Source organism: Shimia sp. R9_3 (genome assembly GCF_017743755.1).
Lineage (GTDB): Bacteria > Pseudomonadota > Alphaproteobacteria > Rhodobacterales > Rhodobacteraceae > Shimia.
On record NZ_JAGHRP010000005.1, the window covers coordinates 45775 to 68813 of the forward strand.

At 60.2% G+C, this 23039-nt stretch carries 23 protein-coding genes; 13 read left to right on the forward strand and 10 right to left on the reverse strand.

Annotated elements, in window-relative coordinates:
* Positions 1-11: 11 nt before the first annotated feature.
* The 3 genes from J7412_RS13770 to frr are packed head-to-tail and all read right to left on the reverse strand — an operon-like array spanning position 12 to position 2096.
* Positions 12-794: a phosphatidate cytidylyltransferase gene (locus J7412_RS13770; protein WP_348540504.1), complete on the reverse strand. Its 783-nt coding sequence runs from the start codon at positions 792-794 to the stop codon at positions 12-14.
* A complete protein-coding gene (locus tag J7412_RS13775) occupies positions 791-1525 on the reverse strand; it encodes an isoprenyl transferase (RefSeq protein WP_209079165.1) in 735 nt (244 codons plus the stop codon). Before J7412_RS13775 ends, J7412_RS13770 begins: the two co-directional genes overlap by 4 nt.
* A 4-nt stretch (positions 1526-1529) precedes the next feature.
* On the reverse strand, positions 1530-2096 hold the full coding sequence (gene frr, locus J7412_RS13780; RefSeq protein WP_209063229.1) for a ribosome recycling factor: 567 nt from the start codon (positions 2094-2096) through the stop codon (positions 1530-1532).
* Between the two features lie 277 nt (positions 2097-2373).
* Here frr and J7412_RS13785 point away from each other — a divergent pair, with 277 nt between their 5' ends.
* Positions 2374-3198 carry a formate/nitrite transporter family protein gene (locus J7412_RS13785; protein ID WP_247743936.1) on the forward strand — a complete coding sequence of 275 codons (825 nt, stop codon included), beginning with the start codon at positions 2374-2376 and terminating at the stop codon, positions 3196-3198.
* Positions 3199-3272: 74 nt separating this feature from the next.
* Here J7412_RS13785 and pyrH read toward each other — a convergent pair whose 3' ends face one another.
* Positions 3273-4007, reverse strand: coding sequence for a UMP kinase (pyrH, locus tag J7412_RS13790; protein ID WP_247738765.1), 735 nt, complete (start codon positions 4005-4007; stop codon positions 3273-3275).
* Between the two features lie 117 nt (positions 4008-4124).
* Here pyrH and miaA point away from each other — a divergent pair, with 117 nt between their 5' ends.
* Positions 4125-5003 (forward strand): tRNA (adenosine(37)-N6)-dimethylallyltransferase MiaA, encoded by an 879-nt coding sequence (miaA, locus tag J7412_RS13795; protein ID WP_209079166.1) that lies wholly within the window; start codon positions 4125-4127, stop codon positions 5001-5003.
* A 132-nt stretch (positions 5004-5135) separates the two neighbouring features.
* Positions 5136-6089 (forward strand): AraC family transcriptional regulator, encoded by a 954-nt coding sequence (locus J7412_RS22110; protein WP_209079167.1) that lies wholly within the window; start codon positions 5136-5138, stop codon positions 6087-6089.
* Between the two features lie 37 nt (positions 6090-6126).
* Here J7412_RS22110 and J7412_RS13805 read toward each other — a convergent pair whose 3' ends face one another.
* A complete protein-coding gene (locus J7412_RS13805; protein ID WP_209079168.1) occupies positions 6127-6678 on the reverse strand; it encodes a hypothetical protein in 552 nt (183 codons plus the stop codon).
* A gap of 81 nt (positions 6679-6759) precedes the next feature.
* Positions 6760-7353, reverse strand: a complete 594-nt coding sequence (locus J7412_RS13810; protein ID WP_247743937.1) for a lytic transglycosylase domain-containing protein — start codon at positions 7351-7353, stop codon at positions 6760-6762.
* A 216-nt stretch (positions 7354-7569) separates the two neighbouring features.
* Between J7412_RS13810 and ssb the strand changes: the two genes are divergently transcribed.
* The 4 genes from ssb to J7412_RS13830 all read left to right on the forward strand — a co-directional run bounded on the left by ssb (position 7570) and on the right by J7412_RS13830 (position 13137).
* Positions 7570-8091, forward strand: coding sequence for a single-stranded DNA-binding protein (gene ssb / locus J7412_RS13815; protein ID WP_209063242.1), 522 nt, complete (start codon positions 7570-7572; stop codon positions 8089-8091).
* Between the two features lie 261 nt (positions 8092-8352).
* A complete protein-coding gene (locus J7412_RS13820; protein WP_209079170.1) occupies positions 8353-9975 on the forward strand; it encodes a peptidoglycan-binding domain-containing protein in 1623 nt (540 codons plus the stop codon).
* 157 nt (positions 9976-10132) lie between these two features.
* Complete coding sequence (gene pepT / locus J7412_RS13825; protein ID WP_209079171.1) at positions 10133-11374, forward strand: peptidase T; 1242 nt, start codon at positions 10133-10135, stop codon at positions 11372-11374.
* 137 nt (positions 11375-11511) lie between these two features.
* Positions 11512-13137, forward strand: coding sequence for a fasciclin domain-containing protein (locus tag J7412_RS13830; RefSeq protein ID WP_209079172.1), 1626 nt, complete (start codon positions 11512-11514; stop codon positions 13135-13137).
* A gap of 58 nt (positions 13138-13195) precedes the next feature.
* Here J7412_RS13830 and aroB read toward each other — a convergent pair whose 3' ends face one another.
* The gene (aroB, locus tag J7412_RS13835) at positions 13196-14308 is read right to left on the reverse strand and encodes a 3-dehydroquinate synthase (RefSeq protein WP_209079173.1); all 1113 of its coding nucleotides are present in this window, start codon (positions 14306-14308) and stop codon (positions 13196-13198) included.
* Positions 14308-14859: a shikimate kinase gene (locus tag J7412_RS13840; RefSeq protein WP_209079174.1), complete on the reverse strand. Its 552-nt coding sequence runs from the start codon at positions 14857-14859 to the stop codon at positions 14308-14310. The genes aroB and J7412_RS13840 overlap by 1 nt, the downstream gene beginning before the upstream one ends.
* 120 nt (positions 14860-14979) lie before the next feature.
* On the opposite strand from J7412_RS13840, the gene J7412_RS13845 reads away from it, so the two are divergent.
* Genes J7412_RS13845 through J7412_RS13855 form a run of 3 tightly spaced genes read left to right on the forward strand, consistent with a single transcriptional unit; the run spans position 14980 to position 17658 of the window.
* Entirely contained in the window at positions 14980-15132 is a 153-nt protein-coding gene (locus tag J7412_RS13845) for a hypothetical protein (RefSeq protein WP_209079175.1), read from the forward strand.
* On the forward strand, positions 15129-16652 hold the full coding sequence (locus tag J7412_RS13850; RefSeq protein ID WP_209079176.1) for a hypothetical protein: 1524 nt from the start codon (positions 15129-15131) through the stop codon (positions 16650-16652). The genes J7412_RS13845 and J7412_RS13850 overlap by 4 nt, the downstream gene beginning before the upstream one ends.
* 7 nt (positions 16653-16659) lie before the next feature.
* Positions 16660-17658 carry a site-specific tyrosine recombinase XerD gene (locus J7412_RS13855; protein WP_209079177.1) on the forward strand — a complete coding sequence of 333 codons (999 nt, stop codon included), beginning with the start codon at positions 16660-16662 and terminating at the stop codon, positions 17656-17658.
* Here J7412_RS13855 and J7412_RS13860 read toward each other — a convergent pair.
* Together J7412_RS13860 and J7412_RS13865 are read right to left on the reverse strand one after the other, a co-directional pair.
* Positions 17574-18407: a metallophosphoesterase family protein gene (locus J7412_RS13860; RefSeq protein ID WP_209079178.1), complete on the reverse strand. Its 834-nt coding sequence runs from the start codon at positions 18405-18407 to the stop codon at positions 17574-17576. The genes J7412_RS13855 and J7412_RS13860 overlap by 85 nt on opposite strands.
* Positions 18408-18568: 161 nt before the next feature.
* Positions 18569-19273 carry a transporter substrate-binding domain-containing protein gene (locus tag J7412_RS13865; protein WP_209079179.1) on the reverse strand — a complete coding sequence of 235 codons (705 nt, stop codon included), beginning with the start codon at positions 19271-19273 and terminating at the stop codon, positions 18569-18571.
* Positions 19274-19411: 138 nt separating this feature from the next.
* Between J7412_RS13865 and J7412_RS13870 the strand changes: the two genes are divergently transcribed.
* The 3 genes from J7412_RS13870 to eno all read left to right on the forward strand — a co-directional run bounded on the left by J7412_RS13870 (position 19412) and on the right by eno (position 23028).
* Entirely contained in the window at positions 19412-20716 is a 1305-nt protein-coding gene (locus J7412_RS13870) for an HlyC/CorC family transporter (protein ID WP_209063263.1), read from the forward strand.
* 37 nt (positions 20717-20753) lie between these two features.
* Positions 20754-21623, forward strand: a complete 870-nt coding sequence (locus J7412_RS13875; RefSeq protein ID WP_209079180.1) for a DMT family transporter — start codon at positions 20754-20756, stop codon at positions 21621-21623.
* 130 nt (positions 21624-21753) lie between these two features.
* On the forward strand, positions 21754-23028 hold the full coding sequence (gene eno / locus J7412_RS13880; protein WP_209079181.1) for a phosphopyruvate hydratase: 1275 nt from the start codon (positions 21754-21756) through the stop codon (positions 23026-23028).
* Positions 23029-23039: the final 11 nt, after the last annotated feature.

Consider the following 23039-nt stretch of genomic DNA (forward strand, 5'->3'; position numbering starts at 1 on the left):
TGTCACCGGTTTTACGTTGCAGGCAGCCCGAGAACGACGCCCATCAACAACACAAGCAGCGCACCGCCCATCATCCCGTCAAAGCGATCAAGCAGGCCACCATGTCCGGGGATCAGATTGGAGCTGTCCTTGATCCCGGTCTTGCGTTTCAGCGCGCTCTCTGCCGCATCGCCCATCTGGGAGGCAAAGGAGGTCAGAATGCTCAGGACAATCAGGGTCGTGCCGCCAAAGGCCAAGCCCACACAGGCCGCCGCAACCCAGCCCGCAATCGTGCCGGACCAGGTCTTTTTGGGGCTCACCTTCGGCCAGAATTTCGGCCCACCTATCATGCGCCCAGCGAAGTAGCCCGCGATATCCGTCGCCACCACCACAGAGACAAGCCACAACAGCCAATAGGCCCCGCGCACATCACGCAGCACAATCAGCCCATAGCAGGCAAACATCAGGCCAATCGCGTAAGCGCCGTAAACCAAACGATATTTCTTGGCCTGACCTGCACCGACAAAGCCAGCTGCCGCCAGCACCGGCCCAATCGCCTGCCCCGGCAGCACATAGGTCGCCAACAGCGCCGCGGCGGCAATCACCGCCACCACGATGGCGCTGCGTCCGTCCCCGCCGTTCAGCATCCGGGTCAGCTCCCAGATCATCCCGGCACAGATCACGACGACCAATTCATGGAACAGCACGCCGCCCTGCCAGATGGCCACTCCACCAACCAGAAGCATCACCAGCGCAGATGCGACCCGCGCTGGCAGATCCCCCCAGATCCCGCTGTCCTTCCCGGCGCTGCTCACGCGCTCACGGCTCCAAAGCGGCGATCACGAGTCGAATAGGCTTCCACCAGCTTGCGGAACTCCTCTTTGGAGAAATCCGGCCACAGCGTGTCGATAAATTCATATTCTGCATAGGCGGACTGCCACAGCAGGAAGTTGGAGATCCGCGCCTCACCACTGGTGCGCACCACCAGATCCGGATCTGGAAGCACGCAGGTGTCCAGATACTTGGGCAAGGTCTCTTCGTTCACATCTTCCGGCTTCAGATTGCCAGCCGCCACATCCTGCGCCAGCCGCTGCGTGGCACGCGCGACCTCGTCCCGCCCGCCATAGTTCAGCGCAATGGTCAGGTTGACGCCGGTGTTCTCAGCGGTCAGCTCTTCAAGCTCATCCATCAGCGCCTGCAGCTTCACATCCAGCCCGGGGCGGTCGCCAATAAAGCGCACCCGCACGCCCTCTGCTTTGAGAGAGCGCGCCTCTTTGCGAATATACTGGCGGAACAGACTCATAAGCCCCGCCACTTCGGCCTGTGTCCGCTTCCAGTTCTCCGTCGAAAACCCAAAAATCGTCAGATACTCAACACCCAGCGGCGAGCAAGCGCGTACAATCTCTTTGACACGCTTGGCGCCTGCATGGTGCCCAAACAGCCGAGGCCGCCCGCGCGCCTGAGCCCAACGGCCATTGCCATCCATAATGATGGCCACATGTCGCGGGCCGGAACGTGTAGCGGTCGCGGGAAGGTCCTCAGCCATGTCCTTATACCTGCATGATTTCGGACTGTTTGTTTTCCAGCGCGCTGTCGACCTGCTTGATGTAGCTGTCGGTCAACTCCTGCACTTCGCCTTCCCAGAGCTTCTGGTCGTCCTCAGACATGCCATCGCCCTTGGCTTTCTTGATCTGGTCCATGCCGTCACGACGGATGTTGCGGATCGCCACACGGGCGTGCTCGGCATATTGCGCCGCCACACGGGCCAGCTCGGTGCGGCGCTCTTCGTTCAGCTCAGGGATCGGCAGCATCACGATGGTGCCGTTGGTCTGCGGATTGATGCCAAGGCCGGAGTTCATGATCGCCTTCTCAACCGCGCTCACCAGCGATTTGTCCCAGACGTTCACGGTCACCATACGTGGCTCCGGCACGTTCACGGTGCCCACCTGGTTGATCGGCGTCTTGGAACCATAGGCATCCACCATCACCGGCTCCAGCATCGTGGCCGAGGCGCGGCCGGTCCGCAGCGAGGCAAATTCGGTTTTGAGAGCCCCCATTGCACCATCCATGCGGCGCGTCAGGTCATCGGTATCAAGTTCAAATTCTTGGTCAGACATTGCTGCTCTTCCAGTCTTTCATGTTCTGCTGGTAACGCTCATAGGCTATTGTCCATTCTTTGTATAGCACCGCACAGGGACGGTGAAGTCCCCTCTCCCCTACCTCTGCCAAACGCTGCCGTTTTGACGCCACATTCTCGCGCACCCTTTCTGCCGCGCTTGCCCAAGCTGTTATGATGCCTGCGCAAAGCCGCTCTGAAAGGTCGTTTTCCTCATCGCGATAGTACCTGATAATTTTTATAAGAATTCGAAAGACCCCTATCTCAGGATACCTCCCATGAGCAGAATGATTCCCAATATGAGCGCCGGCGGACTGGACGCCCACAAGCCAGCCGAAATCACCCGGCTGGTCAGACTGTCCGGCGTGACCAAAGCGGAAATGCCGCTTCTCCCGCTCATCACCCTCTCGATCCTTGGTGGCGCATTTATCTCTTTTGGCGCGCTGTTCTTCACCCAGACCACATCCGGATTTGCCGACATCAACGGCGCCCTCAAACTGATGGGCGGCATTGCGTTTTCCCTTGGCCTCATACTCGTGGTCATAGGCGGCGCAGAGCTCTTCACCGGCAACACAATGATCGTGATGGCCTATGTGGACAAACGCATCACCACCAAAGCGCTCTTGCGCAATTGGGCGGTGGTGCTTGTCGGCAATGCACTTGGCTGCATCGCTGTGCTGCTTCTGGTGCAGGGATCGGGCCTGCTGGATGGCTCCCACGGCACCCGCGCTACAGCCATTGCCGAGGCCAAAATTGCTCTCACACCGCTGGAAGCCTTCTGCCGTGGCATTCTCTGTAATGCGCTGGTGTGTCTGGCGGTCTGGCTTGCGGTGTCAGCGCGCTCCACACTCGGCATGATCCTGTCCATCGTGTGGCCGGTCTCCGCCTTTGTGGCCATCGGTCTGGAGCACTCCATCGCCAATATGTACCTGATCCCCGCAGGTGCTCTGTCGGGTGCTGATGTCAGCTTCGCTGCGCTCATGGGCAACTTGGTGCCAGTTCTGATTGGCAATATCATCGGCGGTGCCGGGATCGTGGCGCTTGCCTACCGCCTGGCCTACGGCCGCAACCTCACGGATGAGCACCCTGTGCCTGCGGAGTAACCCCAACTCGCAAAGAAAAAACGCAGCGGGCCGAAACCTGCTGCGCTCCAAAAACATCTGATAAAGGCCTAGGCTCAGCTCACCTTTGTGTAGGTGCCCTTGCCGCCGAGAATGCCGCGGAACCCGCCCGGCTCATCCAGCGGGAACACGATCAAAGGCAGGTTGTTGTCACGCGCCAAGGCAATCGCGCTTGCGTCCATCACCTTCAGGCGTTTGGTCAGCACGTCATCATAGCTGATCGCGTCAAAGCGCACCGCATCGTCATGTTCCGCCGGGTCTTTGTCATAGATCCCGTCCACACCGTTCTTGCCCATAAAGATCGCCTCACAGGCCATCTCATTGGCACGCAGCGTCGCCGCCGTGTCGGTGGTGAAATAGGGGTTGCCGGTGCCTGCCGCAAAAATGCAGACCCGCTTTTTCTCAAGGTGGCGCACGGCGCGGCGGCGGATGTAAGGCTCTGCCACCTCATCCATACGGATCGCGCTGATCACACGGGTGAAAACACCCAGCCCTTCCAGCGCGCTCTGCATCGCCAGCGCGTTCATCACGGTGGCCAGCATGCCCATATAGTCCGCAGTGGTGCGTTCCATGCCTTGGGCCGCACCGGACAGACCGCGGAACACATTGCCGCCGCCAATCACCATGCAGATCTCAACGCCCATGTCGTGAACGGATTTCACTTCCTTGGCGATGCGTTCAATCGTGGGCGGATGCAGGCCAAAGCCCTGATCTCCCATCAACGCCTCCCCCGAAATCTTCAACATCACACGGTTAAAGGTCACCTCGGCGGGAACGGCGGCGTCGCTCATGTTGCACTCCATCTGCGCATCGTTTTAGGATTGCGCGCAAAATGTCGGAAAACGGGCGCGGGTTCAATGCGAGAGTTGCCTGCTTTCCACACAAACTCTCAAAAGCCGGGCCACTTCATGCCATCTTTGCCATCCATCGCGCCGGATCAGCCGGTCCTGATCGCAGGCCCCACCGCCAGCGGCAAAAGCGCCCTGGCGCTGGAAATCGCCGAAACGCAGGGCGGCGTGATCGTAAATGCTGATGCAATTCAAGTATTTGGCAATTGGCGCGTCCTAACCGCCCGCCCCTCTGTCGAGGATGAAGCACGGGCACCGCACCGCCTTTACGGTCATGTTCCGGGATCCTCAGAATATTCTGTTGGCCATTGGCTGCGCGATGTCGCCCCTCTTTTGAAAGAGGGCCCCCGCCCGATCATTGTTGGCGGCACCGGCCTTTATTTTACAGCGCTCACCCAAGGATTGGCCGATATCCCCGCCACACCGCCTGATCTGCGCCTTGCCGCCAACGCCCGCGTCGCTTCGGAGGGATTCGAAGCGTTGCTGGCAGAGCTTGATTCTGAAACCCGCGCGCGCATCGACACCCAAAACCCGATGCGCGTGCAGCGGGCCTGGGAAGTGCTCACTGCAACAGGCCGCCCGCTGGCAGAGTGGCAAGACGACACGCCCCCGCCCCTCCTGCCGCTGTCAGACACAATGCCGATTGTCTTTGACGTGGACAAAGACTGGCTCAACGCCCGCATTGCCCGTCGCTTTGATCTGATGCTGCAAGAAGGCGCTTTGGAAGAAGCCCAGTCAAACCTGACCACGTTCGACCCGACGCAGCTTTCCGCCAAGGCGATCGGTGCGCCCGAGCTCATCGCCCATCTGCGCGGAACCCTCACTCTGGATGAGGCCCGCGAGCGCGCCACCATCGCAACGCGCCAGTTCGCCAAACGCCAGCGCACATGGTTTCGCTCCAAAATGTCCAAATGGCATCACTACACCCCAACCGACTGAGACTGCCCGTCAGCCGGTGCAAGCGGTTCTCCACTGAAGCGCCTATTCTGATGGCAGATTTTGGCACAGATCGGTCTGCGTTAACCAAAAGCTTGCCCGAATCTATTCCGCCGCGCTTAAGTCCCCGCCAAGGTGACTGAGAAGACGATCAATATCCCGTCGTTCATGACGCGGCCCGGCATGGGGTCCAAACCGACGCAAGACGCCGCGCCCAAAGCCCCGTCTAAAGCCCTGCCCAAAACCATCAAACCACGCGCACCGCGCTCCAAACGCGCGGCCTTGCGCCAACCGGATCAGCCGGTCTCTGACATCACCGTCATCAGTTTGGTGGGCGCCAGCCAGACCGCGCGCTGGAAGCTTGAACAGCTGCATCAGCGCGACCACCACATGTTGCTCTGGTCCACCCGCGGACAGGGCCGCGTGCTGCTGCATGGCCGCCGTCGCGGCTTCAGCGCCTGTAATGTGATCTTTGTGCCTGCGGGACATCTGTTCTCCATCGAGCTTGGCCCGCAAGTACAAGGGCTGGCAACGATGCTGCCAAACGACGGACGCATCTCGCTGCCGGACCAAGCGCATCTGATCCGCTTAAACGACAGCGCCGAACAGGTTGAATTCACAGGCATTCTTGACGCCATGCGCCGCGAATGCGCCGACCTGCGCCCCTTGATGAATGACGCCTTAAACGCGCATGCGCAGCTGCTTTCTGTCACGCTCCGGCGCGCCATCGACCGCGAAGGCCCGCCCCCACGCGCCCGCGCCACCGAGCGGCTGGTGCGTCAATTCTGCGATCTTCTCGCGCAGGAGTTCACCTCGGGCAATCCCATGGCTTGGTATGCAGAACAGCTCGACATCACGCCGACGCATCTCACCCGCGTCTGCCGCCAATCAGCCGGTATCACCGCCGCAGAAATGCTCTCACAAATGGTGCAACACAGGGCCCGCAGCCTGCTGATGGAAAGCGATCTGCCCATCAACCGCATTTCAGGCGCCCTTGGCTTTGGCAGCGCCGCCTATTTCACACGGTTTTGCCAGCAACACTTCGGCGCCGCACCAACAAAGCTGCGCAAACAGGCACGTGGGATCTGAAATGGGCTGATAACGCCATACCTTTGTGGATCAAGCCCTAGGGCGCAAGATCTGCATAGAGCTTGCGATAGGCACGACATCGCATCACGTAAGTACAAATGCCCATCATCCCGCCATAGAAAACGGTCCAAATACCTACAGAGCGGAACATCAGGTCAGACTCCAAATCCATCGTGAGATACTGCGCAACTGATACTGTAAGACCAAAGGGCAAACCAAAGCTCAACATCCCAGACACAACGACATGACGCATAAAGCCGCGATCGACTGTCTTCTGTAGATATCTGCGTGCAAGCCCCCCCATACTGGCATCACCGCCAATCGTCTCTCCATCCACAAGTATCTGACCGCGCAACTTGTAACCGTCCCAACCGAGACGCCCCTCCAAAACCAAGCGATCGCCTTCGATCTCCAACGGAACGTTCAACCGCGCCCCTAAATCCAGCCAAGCAGATGTTTTGCCCGACACCACGGTTGCGCCATCAACCTCGATCCACTCCCCACGGCTCTTATGAGGAAATAAAGACCAGTGATTGTGCAAGCGGATGCTGTGACCTTTGTGGTCTGCGGTCCAAGTTTTATGCGGCAAAGCGCACTCCTTTCACAGGATGAAAAACTTGGCTGGGATCACAAAGCGCGCCTGGCAGGTTTGAATGTTCGGGCAGCCCCCTCAGCCGCCCAAAATTTTGCGCACGTAGTTGCGGGTCTCTTTGAATGGTGGCACGCCGCCGTATTTCTCCACCGCATGCGGACCTGCGTTATAAGCCGCCAGCGCCAAGCGCCAGCTGCCAAACTTCAAATACTGCTGCTTGAGATAGCGCGCGCCCCCTTCAAGGTTCTGCTGAGGATCCAGCGGATCCACCCGCAACGCCCGCGCGGTGCCAGGCATCAACTGCGCGAGCCCCAACGCCCCTTTGTGGGATTTCGCCTTGGCGTTCCAGTTGCTTTCCTGCTGCACCAGCTTCAGGAACAGATCAACCGGCACCCCATGCAGCAAGGCCGCCTCCCGCGCCATGGCGAGATAAGGCCCCCGGTATTTGCCGTTGTAGCTGCCATCCCCCCACTTGGAGGGCGTGTAGACCGGCTTTGGCTTAAGACGCACCGAATTGCGGTATTGCTCCGCAGCCCGACCATCCAGCACCCGTGTCTGATTTTTAAACAACCGGGCTTGAGACTTGCTTGAAACAGATTGCGCCGCTGCCGTGCCGACCGTCAGACCAGTAACCACCGCCGCGCCCACAAGCGCCCCCAAACTCCGTGCCATGATCCTGCGCATGTGCGCCCGCTCCACCATGATTCCGAACTTTTCTATATCAAATCGTGAAATTTTTTCCAGACACAGCCCCGTCATCTGGAAATTCGAGCGCCCGGAGTGACCCGCAAACCCAGCTTTTCCACAAGAAACTGCTTCCCATTCGCGACTTGCGGTGGTGTATGGTGATCCAAATCGACTGATAGAATCCGTGGGAGTGATAGGCGTATGGCCGGATCGGTGAACAAAGTAATTCTCATTGGCAACCTGGGCCGCGACCCAGAGGTGCGCTCGTTCCAGAATGGCGGCAAGGTCTGCAACCTGCGCATCGCCACCTCTGAAACCTGGAAAGACCGCAACACCGGTGAGCGCCGCGAGCGCACCGAATGGCACTCCGTCGCAATCTTCCAGGAAGGCCTGGTGCGCATTGCAGAGCAATACCTGCGCAAAGGCTCCAAAGTCTATGTCGAGGGCAAGCTGCAGACCCGCAAATGGCAGGATCAATCCGGTCAGGATCGTTATTCCACCGAAGTGGTGCTGCAGGGCTTTGACGGCGTTCTGACCATGCTCGACGGCCGCTCCGGTGGCGAAGGCGGCGGTGGCGGCGGCTTTGGTGGCGGCGGTGGCGGCTACGATCAGGGCGGCGGTTACGGCGGTGGCTATGATCAAGGCGGCGGTGGCGGCTTTGGCGGCGGCAATCAGGGCGGCGGCGCCCCAAGCCGTGACATGGACGACGAAATCCCGTTCTAAGCCTCAGCGCCAGACGGGCAGATATTCAGAGAGGGTCGGCATCCGCCGGCCCTTTTTTGTTGCCGCCACGGCCTGTCACATCCGGAAATGCGGACTTGCCAGAACCTTAAAACTAAGGGACACTCAATGTCAGTACGCACTCATTTCTGTTAGAGAGTTCATGGTTGAGTTGGGTGGTGCACCACGAGGGCATATCCTCAAAAGCACCGACGAGCGCGTGGTCTCTCTGCAAAGTCATACTTACGTATCAGGGAGATAGACGTGTTTTCTAAATCTATCAAAACAACTGCCGCAGCGGCGCTTCTGGCGACATCTGCAACCGCGCCGGCCATGGCCAGCGATCTCGGCGCCGCCATTGCAGGTGCCATTGTCGGTGGTGCCATCGTATCGAGCGCCCAAAAGAACAAAGCCAGACAACGCTCCAGCGCCGCTTATTATTCCGCCACCCGCGCCCAAAACCGCGAAACCCAGAGCGCGCTCAACTATTTTGGCTTCCCGGCTGGCACGCCGGATGGTGTGCTTGGCGCGCGCTCCCGTTCCGCAATCATTCAATATCAAAGCTACGTCGGCTTTCCGGCCACCGGTCGCCTCTCGCCTTATGAGCGTGACTTCCTCGTGTCCTCCTACAACCGCGCACAGGTTGGCGGCCCGCAGGTGGTGAAAGCCATGCAGACCCACCAGCACGGCGTGCGCAGCCTACTCACCACATGGTACGCTGAGGTCCATGGCGGCCCCTCCGGCACGATCTATGGTGGCATGCCGGTTGAGGTCTCAAACGCCATCGACGAAGTGGCACAGAGCTCCGATCCAAGTGCCGAGCAGCTCCTGCAGCGCTCCGGCTTCATCCAGCTGGCCGACCTCAATGGCGACGGCAAAACCGACTACATTCTGGACACATCTGTTTCCGGCAGCGCCTATTGGTGCGGGGCCAAAGACTGTACTGTGATGGTCTTTGCCTCAGGCCCCAGCGGCTTCACCCGAAATGACTTCCTCAGCCATGTGGCCACACCGACAAGCTTCTCTTGTCACCAGTCCACCTGCCGCCTGAACGACTCAGCCACAACCCAGGTTGCCGCCGCACCTGAAGTGCCGGTTGCTCCAGCGCCCGCAGCGCCAGTGACTGTCCCGGCAACGGCCCCCGCAACCGTGCCCGTGGCTGCGCAGGAGCCCGCGGCCCAGAGCCTCACTCTCTTCCAGACAGCGCAACCCGCCGCGCCGGAAAAATCCCTCGCAGGCTATTGCGGCAAGGTCGGTCTGCTCACCAGCTCCAACGGCGGCTTCACCACGGTCTCCAAGATCACCGACCCCGATTTTGTGCTGAGCGAACAATTCTGCCTCGCGCGCACCTACACGGTGGCCAATGGCGAGAAGCTCATGCAATCGGTGCAGGGCGCCACTCAGGCGCAGGTCGATCAGCAATGTGACGCCTTCGGCCCCGTGCTTGCGCCTTATGTGGGCAAACTCTCCACCGCTGCCCCTGCGCAACTGCAGTCAGAGGTGCAGAGCTTTGTGTTGAACTCCAACATGTCGCTGGAGCAATTGCGGGACACCGCGCAGATCTGCCTATTCTCGGCCTATCGCCGCGATGACATGCAGGTGGCCCTTGGCTCTGCGCTGATCATGTCTGCCATCGGTCAGAAGCCTTATGGCGAGCTGATTGCCCATCACCTGCAACACGGTTTTGGGGTCGCCACCAACACCGATCAGGCGCAGGCGTGGTACACCTCCGCGATTGACGCGCTGAACAATGGGGCCGAGCCGGTTTTCGCCCCGGGCCAGACCGAGCGCACCGCGCTTCTACAGGCCGCAGTGATGGCCGACTCCGGTGCCGCGCCTCTGGTGCAGCCTGCAGCCGCATTGCCCACAATCTCGCTGGGCGACTGAGGCGAAAGCCTCCCCCAATAAACCCGCTCAAAGCCCCGGCCCGCCTCTCGCAGCCGGGGCTTTTTTCTGCCAATTGCACAGGATTGCGCCAAGCCCCTACCCCCTCGCGTAAATGCTGCCTATGTTCAGAAAAACAGCATCAACGTGAGGACAAAGCGTGTCTGACTATCCTAATTTTGACCGCGCGCTTGAGGCGCGTCTGGTCGCCTATTGCGCCATCGACAGCCAAAGCAACGAACACTCAGAAACCACGCCATCCACCGAAATCCAGCTCGATGTCTCCCGCCATCTGGTGGCCGAGCTTGAGCGCATTGGCGCATCGGACGTGACCCTCACCTCTTATGGTGCCGTTCTCGCCTCTGTCCCGGCAACAGACCCGGACGCGCCGACCATCGGCTTTTGCGCCCACGTGGACACCGCCCCGCAGTTCAACGCCACCGGCGTCAAACCCCGCGTGATCCATGGTTGGGACGGCAGCCCGATCACCTATCCAGACGATCCTGATCTGATCCTCTCCCCCGAAACCTCAGCCTATCTTTCCGGTAAAGAGGGCGAAGACATCATCACCGCCTCCGGTCTCACTCTGCTGGGCGCAGATGACAAGGCGGGCGTCGCGATCATCATGACCATGGCCGAGCATCTTCTGACCACACCGGGCCTCAAGCACGGCAAGGTACGCCTCGCGTTCACGCCAGATGAGGAAATCGGGCGCGGTGTGCACCCTGATCTGCCCGCCGACTTTGGCGTGGATTTCGCTTACACGCTTGACGGCGCCCAGCGCGGCACCATGGAGTATGAAACCTTTTCCGCAGACGGTGCTGTGGTGACCATCACCGGCACCTCCGCCCATCCGGGTTACGCCAAAGACAAGTTGACCAACGCGCTGCATGTGGCCGCACAGAACATCTCCGAGCTCGATGAGGTCGGCACCACACCGGAAACCACCGATGGCCGCGAAAGCTTCACCCATATCTACGCTCAGGAAGGTGGCAGCTCGCAAACCACGCTCCGGTTTATCCTGCGCGCCTTTGAGATGGACGATCTGGAAGCACAGGCCACCCGCCTCAAAGCCGCCTGTAGCAAGGCCGAGGCCGCCTTCCCCGGCGCCACAGTGACCTGCGACATCACCAAACAATACCGCAACATGCGCTATTGGCTGGAGAAAGACATGACCCCGGTGGAGCTCGCCCGCGACGCCATTCGCGCAGAGGGTCTTGAGCCAAAATCCGTGCCCATCCGCGGCGGCACAGACGGCTCTCAGCTCACTGAGAAAGGCGTGCCCTGCCCCAATATCTTCACCGGCATGATGGAAATCCACGGCCCTCTGGAATGGATTTCGGTGCAGGACATGGCCAGTGCCACCCGCGTGATCCTCAATTTGGTGCAGCGCAGCGGCTAACCCGCCATTCACCCCACATGGCCCGCCAGCACCTGCTGGCGGGTCTTTGCCGAGGCCACAACAGCTCACAGCTTCGTGAACATCCGTGAAATTGTCGCTTACGTAACCCTCCCATTGAAAACAAATGGGAGAAGACAATGAACTTTTTCGAAGCCTTCTTGAAGCGGTTGCTGGAACGCCTCAATCTCCACGACCCCGAGCCCGCACCGGCCCCCGCGCCAACACAATCCATTGCAGAGATCGCCTCGACCAACGGAAACTTTGATATCCTGGTCGCTGCACTGAACGCAGCTGGTCTGACCCAGACCTTCCTCGACCCCGGCGATTTCACCGTCTTTGCCCCGACCGATGAAGCCTTCGAAATCCTCGCGCGTGACACGCTGGGCATCGACACCACCGGCCTCTCAGAAACCCAAATCGCAACAGAAATCGTCAACGCAGTGGGTGTCCCGACGCTCACCAATATTCTCTTCTACCACGTGCAAGCTGGCAGCAGCTCCCTTGAGGACGTGCAAAACAGCGGCTCGGTGGACACGCTGCTGAGCGACGCAAGCTTTGGCGTGGACGGCGACACGCTCAATGACGCTGACCCCGATGTGGAAGACCCGGAATTTGTCGATGGTCTCACCGACATTCAAGCCACCAATGGCGTGATCCATGTGATCGACCGCGTGCTGCTGCCCATCGACGTGGCCGAAGCCAACGCACAGCCCACCATAGCGGACATCGCCTCCGGCAACCCCGCCTTTGAGGCACTTGTCGGCGCGCTTGTTGCCACAGGTTTGGTCGACCTCTTCACCGATCCCAACAACGACTTCACCGTCTTTGCGCCCACCGATGATGCCTTCCGCGCATTGGCCGAAGAGTTGGGCGTTGACACCACAGGCCTTGCTGATGCCGATTTGCCGGGCGCAATTGTGGGCGCGGTAGGCATTGATCTGGTGCGCGACGTGCTGCTCTATCACGTGCAGGCAGGCGGCAAATCCCTTGCCGACATCCAGGAAGGCCGCCTTGTGGAAACAGCGCTTGAGGGCGGCCGCTTTGTGGTTGATGGCAACAGCCTCAACGATGCCGATCCCGGTCGTGCCAACCCCAACTTTGTCGAAGGTCTTACCGACATCGAAGCCTCAAACGGCGAAATCCATGTGATCGACTCCGTGCTCCTGCCCATCGACATTGCCGATGTCTCCCCTGTCTGGGACCGCGGCTCCTTTGGCGATGACGTGCAAATTGGCGGCGCGGCGGATGACTATCTCAGCGGTGGCTTCAAAGGCGACGACATCCAGATCGGCGGCGCAGGCAATGACCGCATGTATGGCAGGCTCGGTGACGACATCCAGTTTGGCGGCAGCGGCAATGACCGTATGTTCGGCGGCTGGGGTGACGACCGCATGGAAGGCGATGGCGGCAACGACTACATGAAAGGTGGTCGCGGCAATGATCTGCTCGATGGCGGCGACGGCAATGACGTCCTGCGCGGCGGCAGCGGCCATGACACGCTGATTGGCGGCGAAGGCGACGATAAGCTGCACGGCGGCTGGGGCGCGGATGAGTTCAACTTCACCACGCTCAGCGGCGATGACACCATCAGCGATTTTGGCTGGCATGACACCATCGTGGTCAGCACGTCTGACTTCGCAGATTACGCGGCCGTCATGGACAACACCGCTTTCAGCGGCCGCATCGCCACCATTGAAGGCGACAACGGCTCCATCACGCTGCATTCTCGCTATCTGGACGAAAGCGACTTTGTCTTCATCTGATAGAAAACCCCGTGTGAGCCGGCACCGTCCGGCTCACATCACGGCGCATAGGTAGGTCTTAGCGGTTCGCCAGCTCTTGCACCAACAGGTCGTGCACAACATCCCGAGGCACATCCGCCGTCACAAAGGCATTGCCGATCCCGCGCGCCAGAATGAAGCGCAGCTGACCATCGACAACCTTCTTGTCCTGCCCCATCAGATCCAAAAGCGCATCTGCATCCGGCAGATCTCCGTCGATGTCCTTCAGATCCACCTTCATGCCCATCTCACGCAGATGCTGACGCACGCGGCTCGGATCTTCCTGCGAACACAGGCCCAGACGCGCGCTCAGCTCAAACGCAAGCGCACAGCCGACAGCCACGCCTTCCCCATGCAACAGGCGGTCACCATAGCCCGTCGCCGCCTCAAGCGCGTGACAGAATGTATGCCCAAGGTTCAGAAGCGCGCGATCCCCCTGCTCGGTCTCATCGCGCATCACAATCTCGGCCTTCATCTCACAGGAGCGTTTCACCGCAGCAATCCGCGCCTCCACGTCCCCTGCCGCAAGCTTCGGCCCCAGCTTTTCCAGCCACTCAAAGAATGCCGCATCGCCAAGCAGGCCGTATTTCACAACCTCGCCATAACCGGCGAGGAAATCGCGCGGCGTCAGCGTGCCCAGAACATCAATATCTGCCAGCACCAGCTTAGGCTGATGAAACGCGCCCACAAGGTTCTTGCCCAACGGGCTGTTGATCCCGGTCTTGCCGCCAACCGAGCTGTCGACCTGCGCCAAAAGGCTCGTCGGGATCTGCACAAAGCCCACGCCACGGCGCAGGATCGCTGCGGCGAAACCGGTCAGATCCCCAATCACACCGCCGCCCAGCGCCACAACCAGATCGCGACGCTCCACGCGCTGCGCCAGGAGCCACTCCACGGTTTGCTCCAGATGTGCCCAGCTCTTGGTGCTTTCGCCCGCGGGCAGCACCAGTGCTTCCATGCTGATCCCGTCAGTTGCCAGGCCAGCCCGAAGGGTTTCCAGATGCAGCGCCGCGACGTTTTCATCGGTCACAACACAGACCTGTTTGCGCGCCAGCACTGGCCCGATCAGCGCGCCCGCCTGTGCGAGCAACCCGGGGCCGATGTGAATGTCATACGCGCGCCCCTCAAGGCCAACATGCACCGTTTCCATCATCACTCTGCCCCTTCCAAAACGTCTGGGCGCTGACCTGTCAAAGCGTCAGCCACCCGCGCCGCCATTTCCTCAATGCTCAAGCCTGCCTCTGCTGCCACCGGCAGATCGGCAAGGCTGTAAAGCGGCACCCGCGCCGCATAGATCTCTTCCAGCGTCTTGCGTGGATTTTCGGTGCGCAACAAAGGCCGCGTGTCCTTGTGCTTCACCCGCGACCACAACAGATCCACATCCGCATTCAGCCACACGGCCACGCCGCGCTCGGAAATCACCTCTCGGTTGGCTTCGGCCAGATAGGCCCCGCCACCGGTGGACAGAATGCAGCATTCCTCATCCAGCAGGCGCGCAATCACCTGGCTCTCTTTCTCGCGGAAAAACGCCTCACCGTCGCGGGTAAAAATCTCGGCAATGCTCATGTTGGCTGCCTTCTCGATCTCCGCATCCGAGTCGATGAACGGCACATCAAGTTTCGCTGCCAAAGCCCGTCCAACGGCGGTTTTTCCCGCCCCCATCATGCCCACCAGCACGACGGTTTTTTTCAGTTCATAGCCCATGAAACGCCCACAATCGGCCAAGCCTTGCCCAAAATTAAGATTTCGGCATTGAATGACGTGATCTTGTGCAAAAGGCCAGTTATAAGTTGAAAAAAACGGGCAGGAAATTTGAGAGGACTCATGGGCAAAGTCATTCGGGCCTTATTGGTTCTATTCGTCTTGGCGGCGCTGGCATTGGTTGCATATGCCTACGTCGGACCAATCTTTGGAGCTGATTTTTCCGCTCAACAAAACGAAATCCGCATTCCAATCGAGCTGCAAGGCGAAGAATGAGCGTTCTGCGGGCTTTGGGCACATGGCCCTTTCTGATCGGCCTCGCCGCCGCGCCTGGCGTGGCGCAGGAGGCACCCCTGTCAGCCATCGAATGGCTGAACCCGACCCCCACCGTGACGCTGGACATCGGCCTGCCGCAAGGCGAACCACCTGTCTCCCAAGGACTCAGCACCCCCAACATCAAAGTCACCTCACTGGATGACAACGGCCACGACGCCACCGGCCTTCTGCCCTCCTCAGTCACCGGCCTTCCGGCCTCGCTCTGGTCGGCCTCCCGCGCCTCCAAACTCAGTGATCTTGTCAACGCCCAGCGCCCCGATGTGCTTCCGGCGATGCAGGCGCTTCTCTATACGCTTCTGCTCGCAGAGGCCGACGCGCCGCGCGATGCCGGAGTCGCCAACGAACTGCTGATCGCGCGAATCGACAAGCTGATCGAAATGGGCGCACTGGAACAGGCCGGTGCCCTCATTGAACGCGCGGGTGCGGATACGCCCGCGCTGTTTGCGCGCTGGTTTGATGTGACCCTCTTGATGGGCGAAGAGCAACGCGCTTGCGACGCCCTCATGCAGGCGCCGCATCTGGCGCCGGACTATGCCGCCCGCATCTTCTGCACCGCCCGCTCCGGAGACTGGCGCGCCGCAGCGCTGACACTGGATTCCGCCAAGGCGCTGGGCCTGATCTCCGAGGAGATGGACGCGCTCCTTCTGCGGTTCCTGGATCCTGACCTCTTTGAAGGCGAGCCGCTTCTGGTCGCCGCAGGGCCGGTGACCCCGCTCAAGTTCCGTCTTTATGAGGCGATCGGCGAAACCCAATCCACCACCGGCCTGCCCCGTGCCTATGCCCATGCGGATCTGCGCGACACCGCAGGTTGGAAAGCGCAGCTTGAGGCCTCCGAGCGTCTGGCGCGCACCTCCGCGCTCCATGAAAACCGCCTGCTTGGCATCTACTCAGAGCGCAAGCCCGCCGCTTCCGGCATGATCTGGGATCGCGTCGCCGCGCTTCAGGCCTTTGATGCGGCGATCAGCAGCAATGACACCGCCAAAGTGGCCGACACCCTGCCATCGGTTTGGGCCGCTATGCAGCAGGTTCACCTCGAAGTGCCTTTTGCCCGCATCTATGGCCCGCTGCTTTTAAAGCTCCCGCTGCAAGGTGTGTCCGCCCGTCAGGCCCGCGACATTGCGCTCTTGTCGTCAGACTATGAGCGCGCCGCCCGCAGCGGTCCGCGTGATTTCCTTGCCGGTCTTGCGCTGGGCGCACCGCCGCGCATCACCACAGATCCCGTGCACCGCGCGATCTCCGATGCCTTCCATGGCGCGGGGGTTCCGCAGGAAATCTCCACCATGCTGGCGCGCGGCCAGCTGGGCGAAAGCATCCTCACCGCCATGTCGCTGATGGACGACGGCGCCGCAGGCAACCTTGGCGCATTGACCGAAGCGCTGGCCACTTTCCGCGCCGTTGGATTGGAGGACACAGCCCGCCGCGCCGCCCTTCAGGTTGCACTTCTGGACACGCGGGGCTAGCAGGCGCATGGCTCCCAGCTCCCAAAGCCTCTGGATCGAAACCTTTCTGGAAGCCCAGGCCGCAGAGCTTGGCGCCTCTCCCAACACGCTGGCCGCCTATATGCGCGACCTCACTGCCTTTACGGATTGGGCCAAACGCAAGCACGTCACCTTTGAAACCGCCACACAGGCGCAAATCGAAGACTTCCTGCTGTTTTGTGACGCCGAAGGCCTTGCACAGGCCACCCGCGCGCGACGTCTTTCCGCCCTCAAACAGCTGTTTCGCTTTGCCTTTGAAGAGGGCTGGCGCGACAACAACCCGGCCGTCCAAATCCGCGGCCCCGGTCGCTCCAAACGCCTGCCCAAAACCCTTGAGGTGACCGAGGTCGACGCCCTATTGGCGGCGGCGCGAGAAACGGGGCGCACCCCGCAAGACCGCCTGCGCAACACCTGCCTGATGGAGCTGCTTTATGCCACCGGCATGCGCGTCACCGAGCTGGTCAGCCTTCCGGTCTCTGCCGCACGCGGGAATCCGCAGATGCTTCTGGTGCGCGGCAAGGGGGATAAGGAACGCATGGTCCCGCTTTCCCCGCCCGCGCGCGAAGCCCTCGCTGTCTGGCTGGCAGTCCGCGACAAAGCCGAGGAAGAAAAACGCACCAAAGGCAAACATGCCTCGCTGTTTCTCTTTCCCTCACGCGGCGCACTCGGCCATGTCACCCGCAACTGGTTTCACACGCTGATCAAAGATCTTGCCATCACCGCAGGCGTGCCACCTGAAAAGGTCACGCCACACACGCTGCGCCATGCCTTTGCCACCCATCTGCTGTCCAATGGCGCCGATCTGCGCGTGATCCAGACCCTTCTGGGGCACGCCGATCTCTCAACAACCGAGATTTATACCCACGTGCTGGATGAACGCCTACATGAGCTGGTGACCACCCATCACCCGCTGGCGCGTGAGGGCGAAAGCCGCTCATACAGCGGCACCCGCAAATCCTCCGGCAACACGTCTTCAGACGGCCAATAGCCGCTCACAAGCCCCTCGTGGTAGCCTTGGGTCAGCGCAGCCTCTTGCATTATTGCAAAAGCTTGCCCGGCATCATACGCCAAACCACAGATTTTCAGCGCCTGCCCGTCAAAAATCGCAAAGCGCGTGGATTGGCGGCCATCATGTGGCGGCATTCCGATCACCCCGGCATTGATCCAGCGCACCGTACCGATCTGCCGCTCAAACGGAATGCCACAATGCCCTGCCAGCACCACATCCACCGGGCCAACCTTATCCTTCAGCGCTGCGATCTCCTCGGCAAAGGCGGCTTCCGGCGATGTTGACCACAGGAACCGCGCCACATCCGTGACACCGCCGTGGATCACCGCCACACGTTGCCCCGCCAGCTCAAAACAAACGATCTCCGGCAGAGCCGCCATCCAGCCCCGCGCTGCATCGTCAACTTGTTGGGCGGCAAAGCCATACCATCCGGCCGAAAGCAGATCACAGACCGTGCCCTCCTCAAAGCCGCAGCCGCAATCCGCCGCGCCGCTGGCCAACTGCAGCTCACAGTTCCCCGCAACAACAACCGCACCGCTGTCGCGCACTGCGGCCACCGTTTCCGCAGGCTGGCCGCAATAGGCCACCACATCCCCGGTGCAAATCAGATTGCGCCCCGAAATACCGCGAACCTTGGCCTCTTTCAGAACCGCCTCTGTAGCCTGCAAATTCGAATACGGCCCGCCAAACACCAACACCGGTCCATCAAGCCTGCCCAAATCTTGCATCCGCTGCGCCTTCCCTAACTTCGTGCCCCTGCTCTAGCGCAATAGCGCGCGCCGGCCCCAATCACAAATCCGCCAACAAAATGCGCCCCCCCATCGGACAGCACAAACAAAAGGCCGGAGCAAACGCCCCGGCCTTTCAAATGCGCCACGATTGCAGAGCGTTATTTGTATTTTGCCACCATTTGCGCCTGAGTGCCATCTTCCATCATGGACGCCATAGCCGCATCAATCTTTGCGACGGTCTCCGCTGGCGTGCTCTTGGAGCAGGCAATAAAGAACTCATCGCGGGACACTTCCAACGCCATCTCAAGATCGTCGTTTTGCGCGGTAATAGACTTCGCGCCATCTTCGCCAAGGATGACGTAGTCAAGACGCCCAGCGCGCAGTTTCTTCAGCGTTTTTTCCAGATCTGGCGCTGTGTCTACTTTTGCTGCCCCAAGCCCGTTTAGCAACTCAACGGTGAAATCGCCGACCTGCGTGCCAATGGCTTTGGTCAGCGCCACGTCCAATGTCGTTACATCTGCGTTTTCACCGGCGCGCTGCACCAGATAGGTGCTCTCGACATACATCGGACCAGCCCATTGAAACTTGGGTTCCCGCTCTTCGGTGCGCGCGGTCGAAAACACACAGGTGTTTTCATTCTTTTCCGCCAGCACAATGGCGCGGGTCCATTTTGTGATCTCCACCGAAGAGGACAGTGCCGCACGGTTCGCCACCTCATGGATCAGATCAATACCATGGCCAACCGCCTCGCCGTTTTCCATCCACGAATAAGGCGCATAGTCTTCGGTCAAAAATGCCACATCGGCATCACCTGCCATCGCAACAGCTGGCACAGCCATCGCGCAGAAAATAAGGGCTTTCATAAGCCTGAGTCTCCCACTTCTAACTCTGAGCCGCCCACTTAAGCGCGCGGTATAAAATAACTATTAACCGCGCCGCGCCCCCTTGATCCGCCCTGCCCCTGCACCCATAACCAATTTGACCAGTCAAACGAGGATCTTATGGAGCCCGCATCGTCCATCGACACCGCATTTTGGATCACCGCCGGGGTAATCCTCTTTTTGCTCATGCTCTCGGGCTTCTTTTCGGGCTCTGAAACCGCGCTCACGGCGGCCTCGCGCGGCAAGCTGCGCACGCAGGCCGACAAAGGCAGCCGCGGCGCACAGCGCGCCCTTGCCGTCACCGAAGACAGCGAGCGCCTGATCGGCTCCGTGCTCTTGGGCAACAACCTCGTCAACATTCTCGCCACCTCGCTGGCCACCGCGCTTTTCACCCGCGCCTTTGGCGAAAGCGGCGTGGCCATGGCCACTCTGGTCATGACCCTGCTGGTTTTGATCTTTGCCGAGGTGCTGCCCAAAACCTACGCCATCACGCGGCCCGAAGATGCCGCTTCCACCGTCGCTGGCCCGATCAGCCTTGTGGTCACGGTCTTCTCCCCCGTGGTGGCCGCTGTGCGTATCTTGGTGCGCACCGTGCTGCGTCTCTTTGGTGTGGAGATCGACCCGGACAGCCAGATCCTCGCCGTGCGCGAAGAAATCGCGGGTGCGATTCAGCTTGGCCATTCTGAAGGCATCGTCGAAAAAGAAGACCGCGACCGCATCCTGGGCGCACTCGATCTCTCTGACCGCACGGTTGAGGAAATCATGTTGCACCGCTCCGGCATTGAGATGATCAACGCCGATGACAGCCCCGCCGACATCCTCAACCAATGTCTGGAGAGCAATCACACCCGCCTGCCCGTCTTCAAGGATGAGCCGGAAAACATCATTGGTGTCGTGCACGCCAAAGACCTCTTCCGCGCCATGTACCGCCGCGTGCGTGAGGCGGGCACCTCGCCTGAGCGCATGACAGACATTGTGCTCGATGAGGTGGCCAAAGAGCCTTACTTCGTGCCGGAAACCACGGCGCTTGACGATCAAATGCGCGAATTCCTGCGCCGCCACGCCCATTTTGCGCTGGTGGTAGATGAATATGGCTCGCTGCAGGGCCTGATCACCCTCGAAGACATCCTTGAGGAAATTGTGGGTGAGATCACCGACGAATTTGACGAGGACGGCGACCACAAAATTGGCAAATCCGAGGATGGCCAGTTCCTGATCGAAGGTGCCATGACGATCCGCGATCTCAACCGCGCAACCGATTGGAACCTGCCTGATGATGAGGCCAACACCGTGGCGGGTCTGGTGATCCATGAGGCCCAGATGATCCCCACCGTGGGGCAGGTCTTCTCCTTCCACGGCTTCCGTTTCGAAGTCACTGGGCGCGAGGCCAACCGGATCACTGACCTCAAGATACGCCCCCTCTGATGCAGAGAAGCATTCTGCACTTAGGGCTGCACCACAAATGAACAACATCAAAGGCAGCCTGCTTGTCATTGCCTCCATGCTGGGCTTTGCCATCGCCGACATGTTTATGAAACAGCTGACCGGGTTTCTGCCGCCCAGTCAGGTGTTGATGGGCGTCGGCTTGGGCTCCGGGGCCATATTCTTGGCGATTATTATCTATAATCGACTGCCTCTTTTTGCGCCTCATCACTGGAGCCCGCTCTTGCTGCTACGCGCCGCCCTCGAAGCAATCAGCGGTATCATGTTCACCATGGCACTGTCGCGCATTGACTTGTCGAGCGCGGCAGCAATCTTTCAAGCCATGCCACTGATGATCACACTGCTCGCCGCAGTATTTCTCAAGGAAACCGTCGGTTGGCGCCGCTGGAGCGCTCTGGTCATCGGATTTTTAGGAGTGTTTCTGATAATTCGCCCCGGCTTCGGGAGTTTCAACGCCAATTCCCTTCTTGTGCTGGGAGCCGCATTGGGGATCGCCATCCGGGATATCCTGACCCGTCGCATAGCCGACAATGTGTCCTCTCATGTTGTGGCTCTTCAGGGGTGCTCCAGTTTCTTTGTGGCGGGCTTGTTGCTGTCATTTCAAATGGGCGACAGCATTAGAGCAGTGACATCCGATGAATTTGTGCGGTTTTTGGGAGCTGCTCTCTTTGGCGCTGCAGGCTATTGGGCCATCGTTATCGCCATGCGGGTGGGTGAAGCCTCAGCCGTCGCCCCCTTCCGCTACACCCGCCTTGTCTTTGCCATGCTGCTTGGCATCTTCATCCTTGGCGAGCGCCCGGTTTGGCCCACCTTCGCAGGCTCGGCCCTCATCGTCGCCGCAGGTCTTTACACCTTCCTGCGCGAACGCGACCTCGCCCGCCGCGGATAATTCGCAACGCCCCGCAACTGTTAGCCCTAACCTTGATAAAAACCACCGTTAGCGCTACCAAATGCCGTTTACTTTTGCCTCCGCCCTGCTATAGCTGCCTCAACAATTGACCAGTGCAGGGACCCCCAGGATGAGCACCATCATTGATATCTTCGCCCGTGAAATTCTCGACAGCCGCGGCAACCCAACCGTCGAAGTCGACGTGATCCTTGAAGACGGCACCATGGGCCGCGCCGCCGTACCGTCAGGTGCCTCCACCGGCGCACATGAAGCCGTGGAAAAGCGCGACGGCGACAAATCCCGCTACTTGGGCAAAGGCGTGCTGGAAGCGGTCAACGCCGTAAACGGCGAAATCGCCGAAGCTCTGGTGGGCATGGACGTGACCGAGCAGGTTGCCATCGACGCCGCCATGATTGAACTCGACGGCACCCCAAACAAAGGCCGCCTTGGCGCCAACGCCATCCTCGGCGTGTCCCTCGCTGCCGCCAAAGCTGCGGCTGACCACACCGCACAGCCGCTCTTCCGTTACGTGGGCGGCACCTCTGCGCGCGTTCTGCCTGTGCCGATGATGAACATCATCAACGGCGGCGAGCACGCCGACAACCCGATCGATATTCAGGAATTCATGATCATGCCTGTCTCCGCGGCCAACATCCGCGAAGCCATCCGCATGGGCGCCGAAGTCTTCCATGTGCTGAAAAAAGAGCTCTCTGAGGCAGGCTACAACACCGGCATCGGCGATGAGGGCGGCTTTGCTCCGGCGCTGGAAAGCACCCGCAAGGCGCTGGACTTCTGCATGAGCTCTATCGAAAAAGCTGGCTACAAACCGGGCGAAGACATCTACCTCGCACTCGACTGCGCCTCCACCGAATACTACGAGGGCGGCAAATACGAGATGAAGGGCGAAGGCAAATCCCTGACCTCTGCGGAAAACGCCGACTACCTCGCCGAGCTCTGCAACGACTACCCGATCATCTCCATCGAGGACGGCATGGCCGAAGATGACTGGGACGGCTGGAAGCTGCTGACCGACAAAATCGGCGACAAGGTACAGTTGGTGGGTGACGATCTCTTTGTGACCAACCCGACCCGTCTGGCAGACGGTATTTCGCAGGGCGTGGCCAACTCCATGCTGGTGAAAGTGAACCAGATCGGCTCCCTGACCGAGACGCTCAAGGCCGTCGATATGGCCCACCGCGCGCGTTACACCAACGTGATGTCCCACCGCTCCGGCGAGACCGAGGACGCCACCATCGCCGACCTCGCCGTGGCCACCAACTGCGGCCAGATCAAAACCGGCTCCCTGTCGCGCTCTGACCGTCTGGCAAAATACAACCAGCTGATCCGCATCGAGGAAGCGCTGGGTGAGACGGCAGAATACGCAGGCCGCTCAATCCTGAAATAACCGTAGGGTGC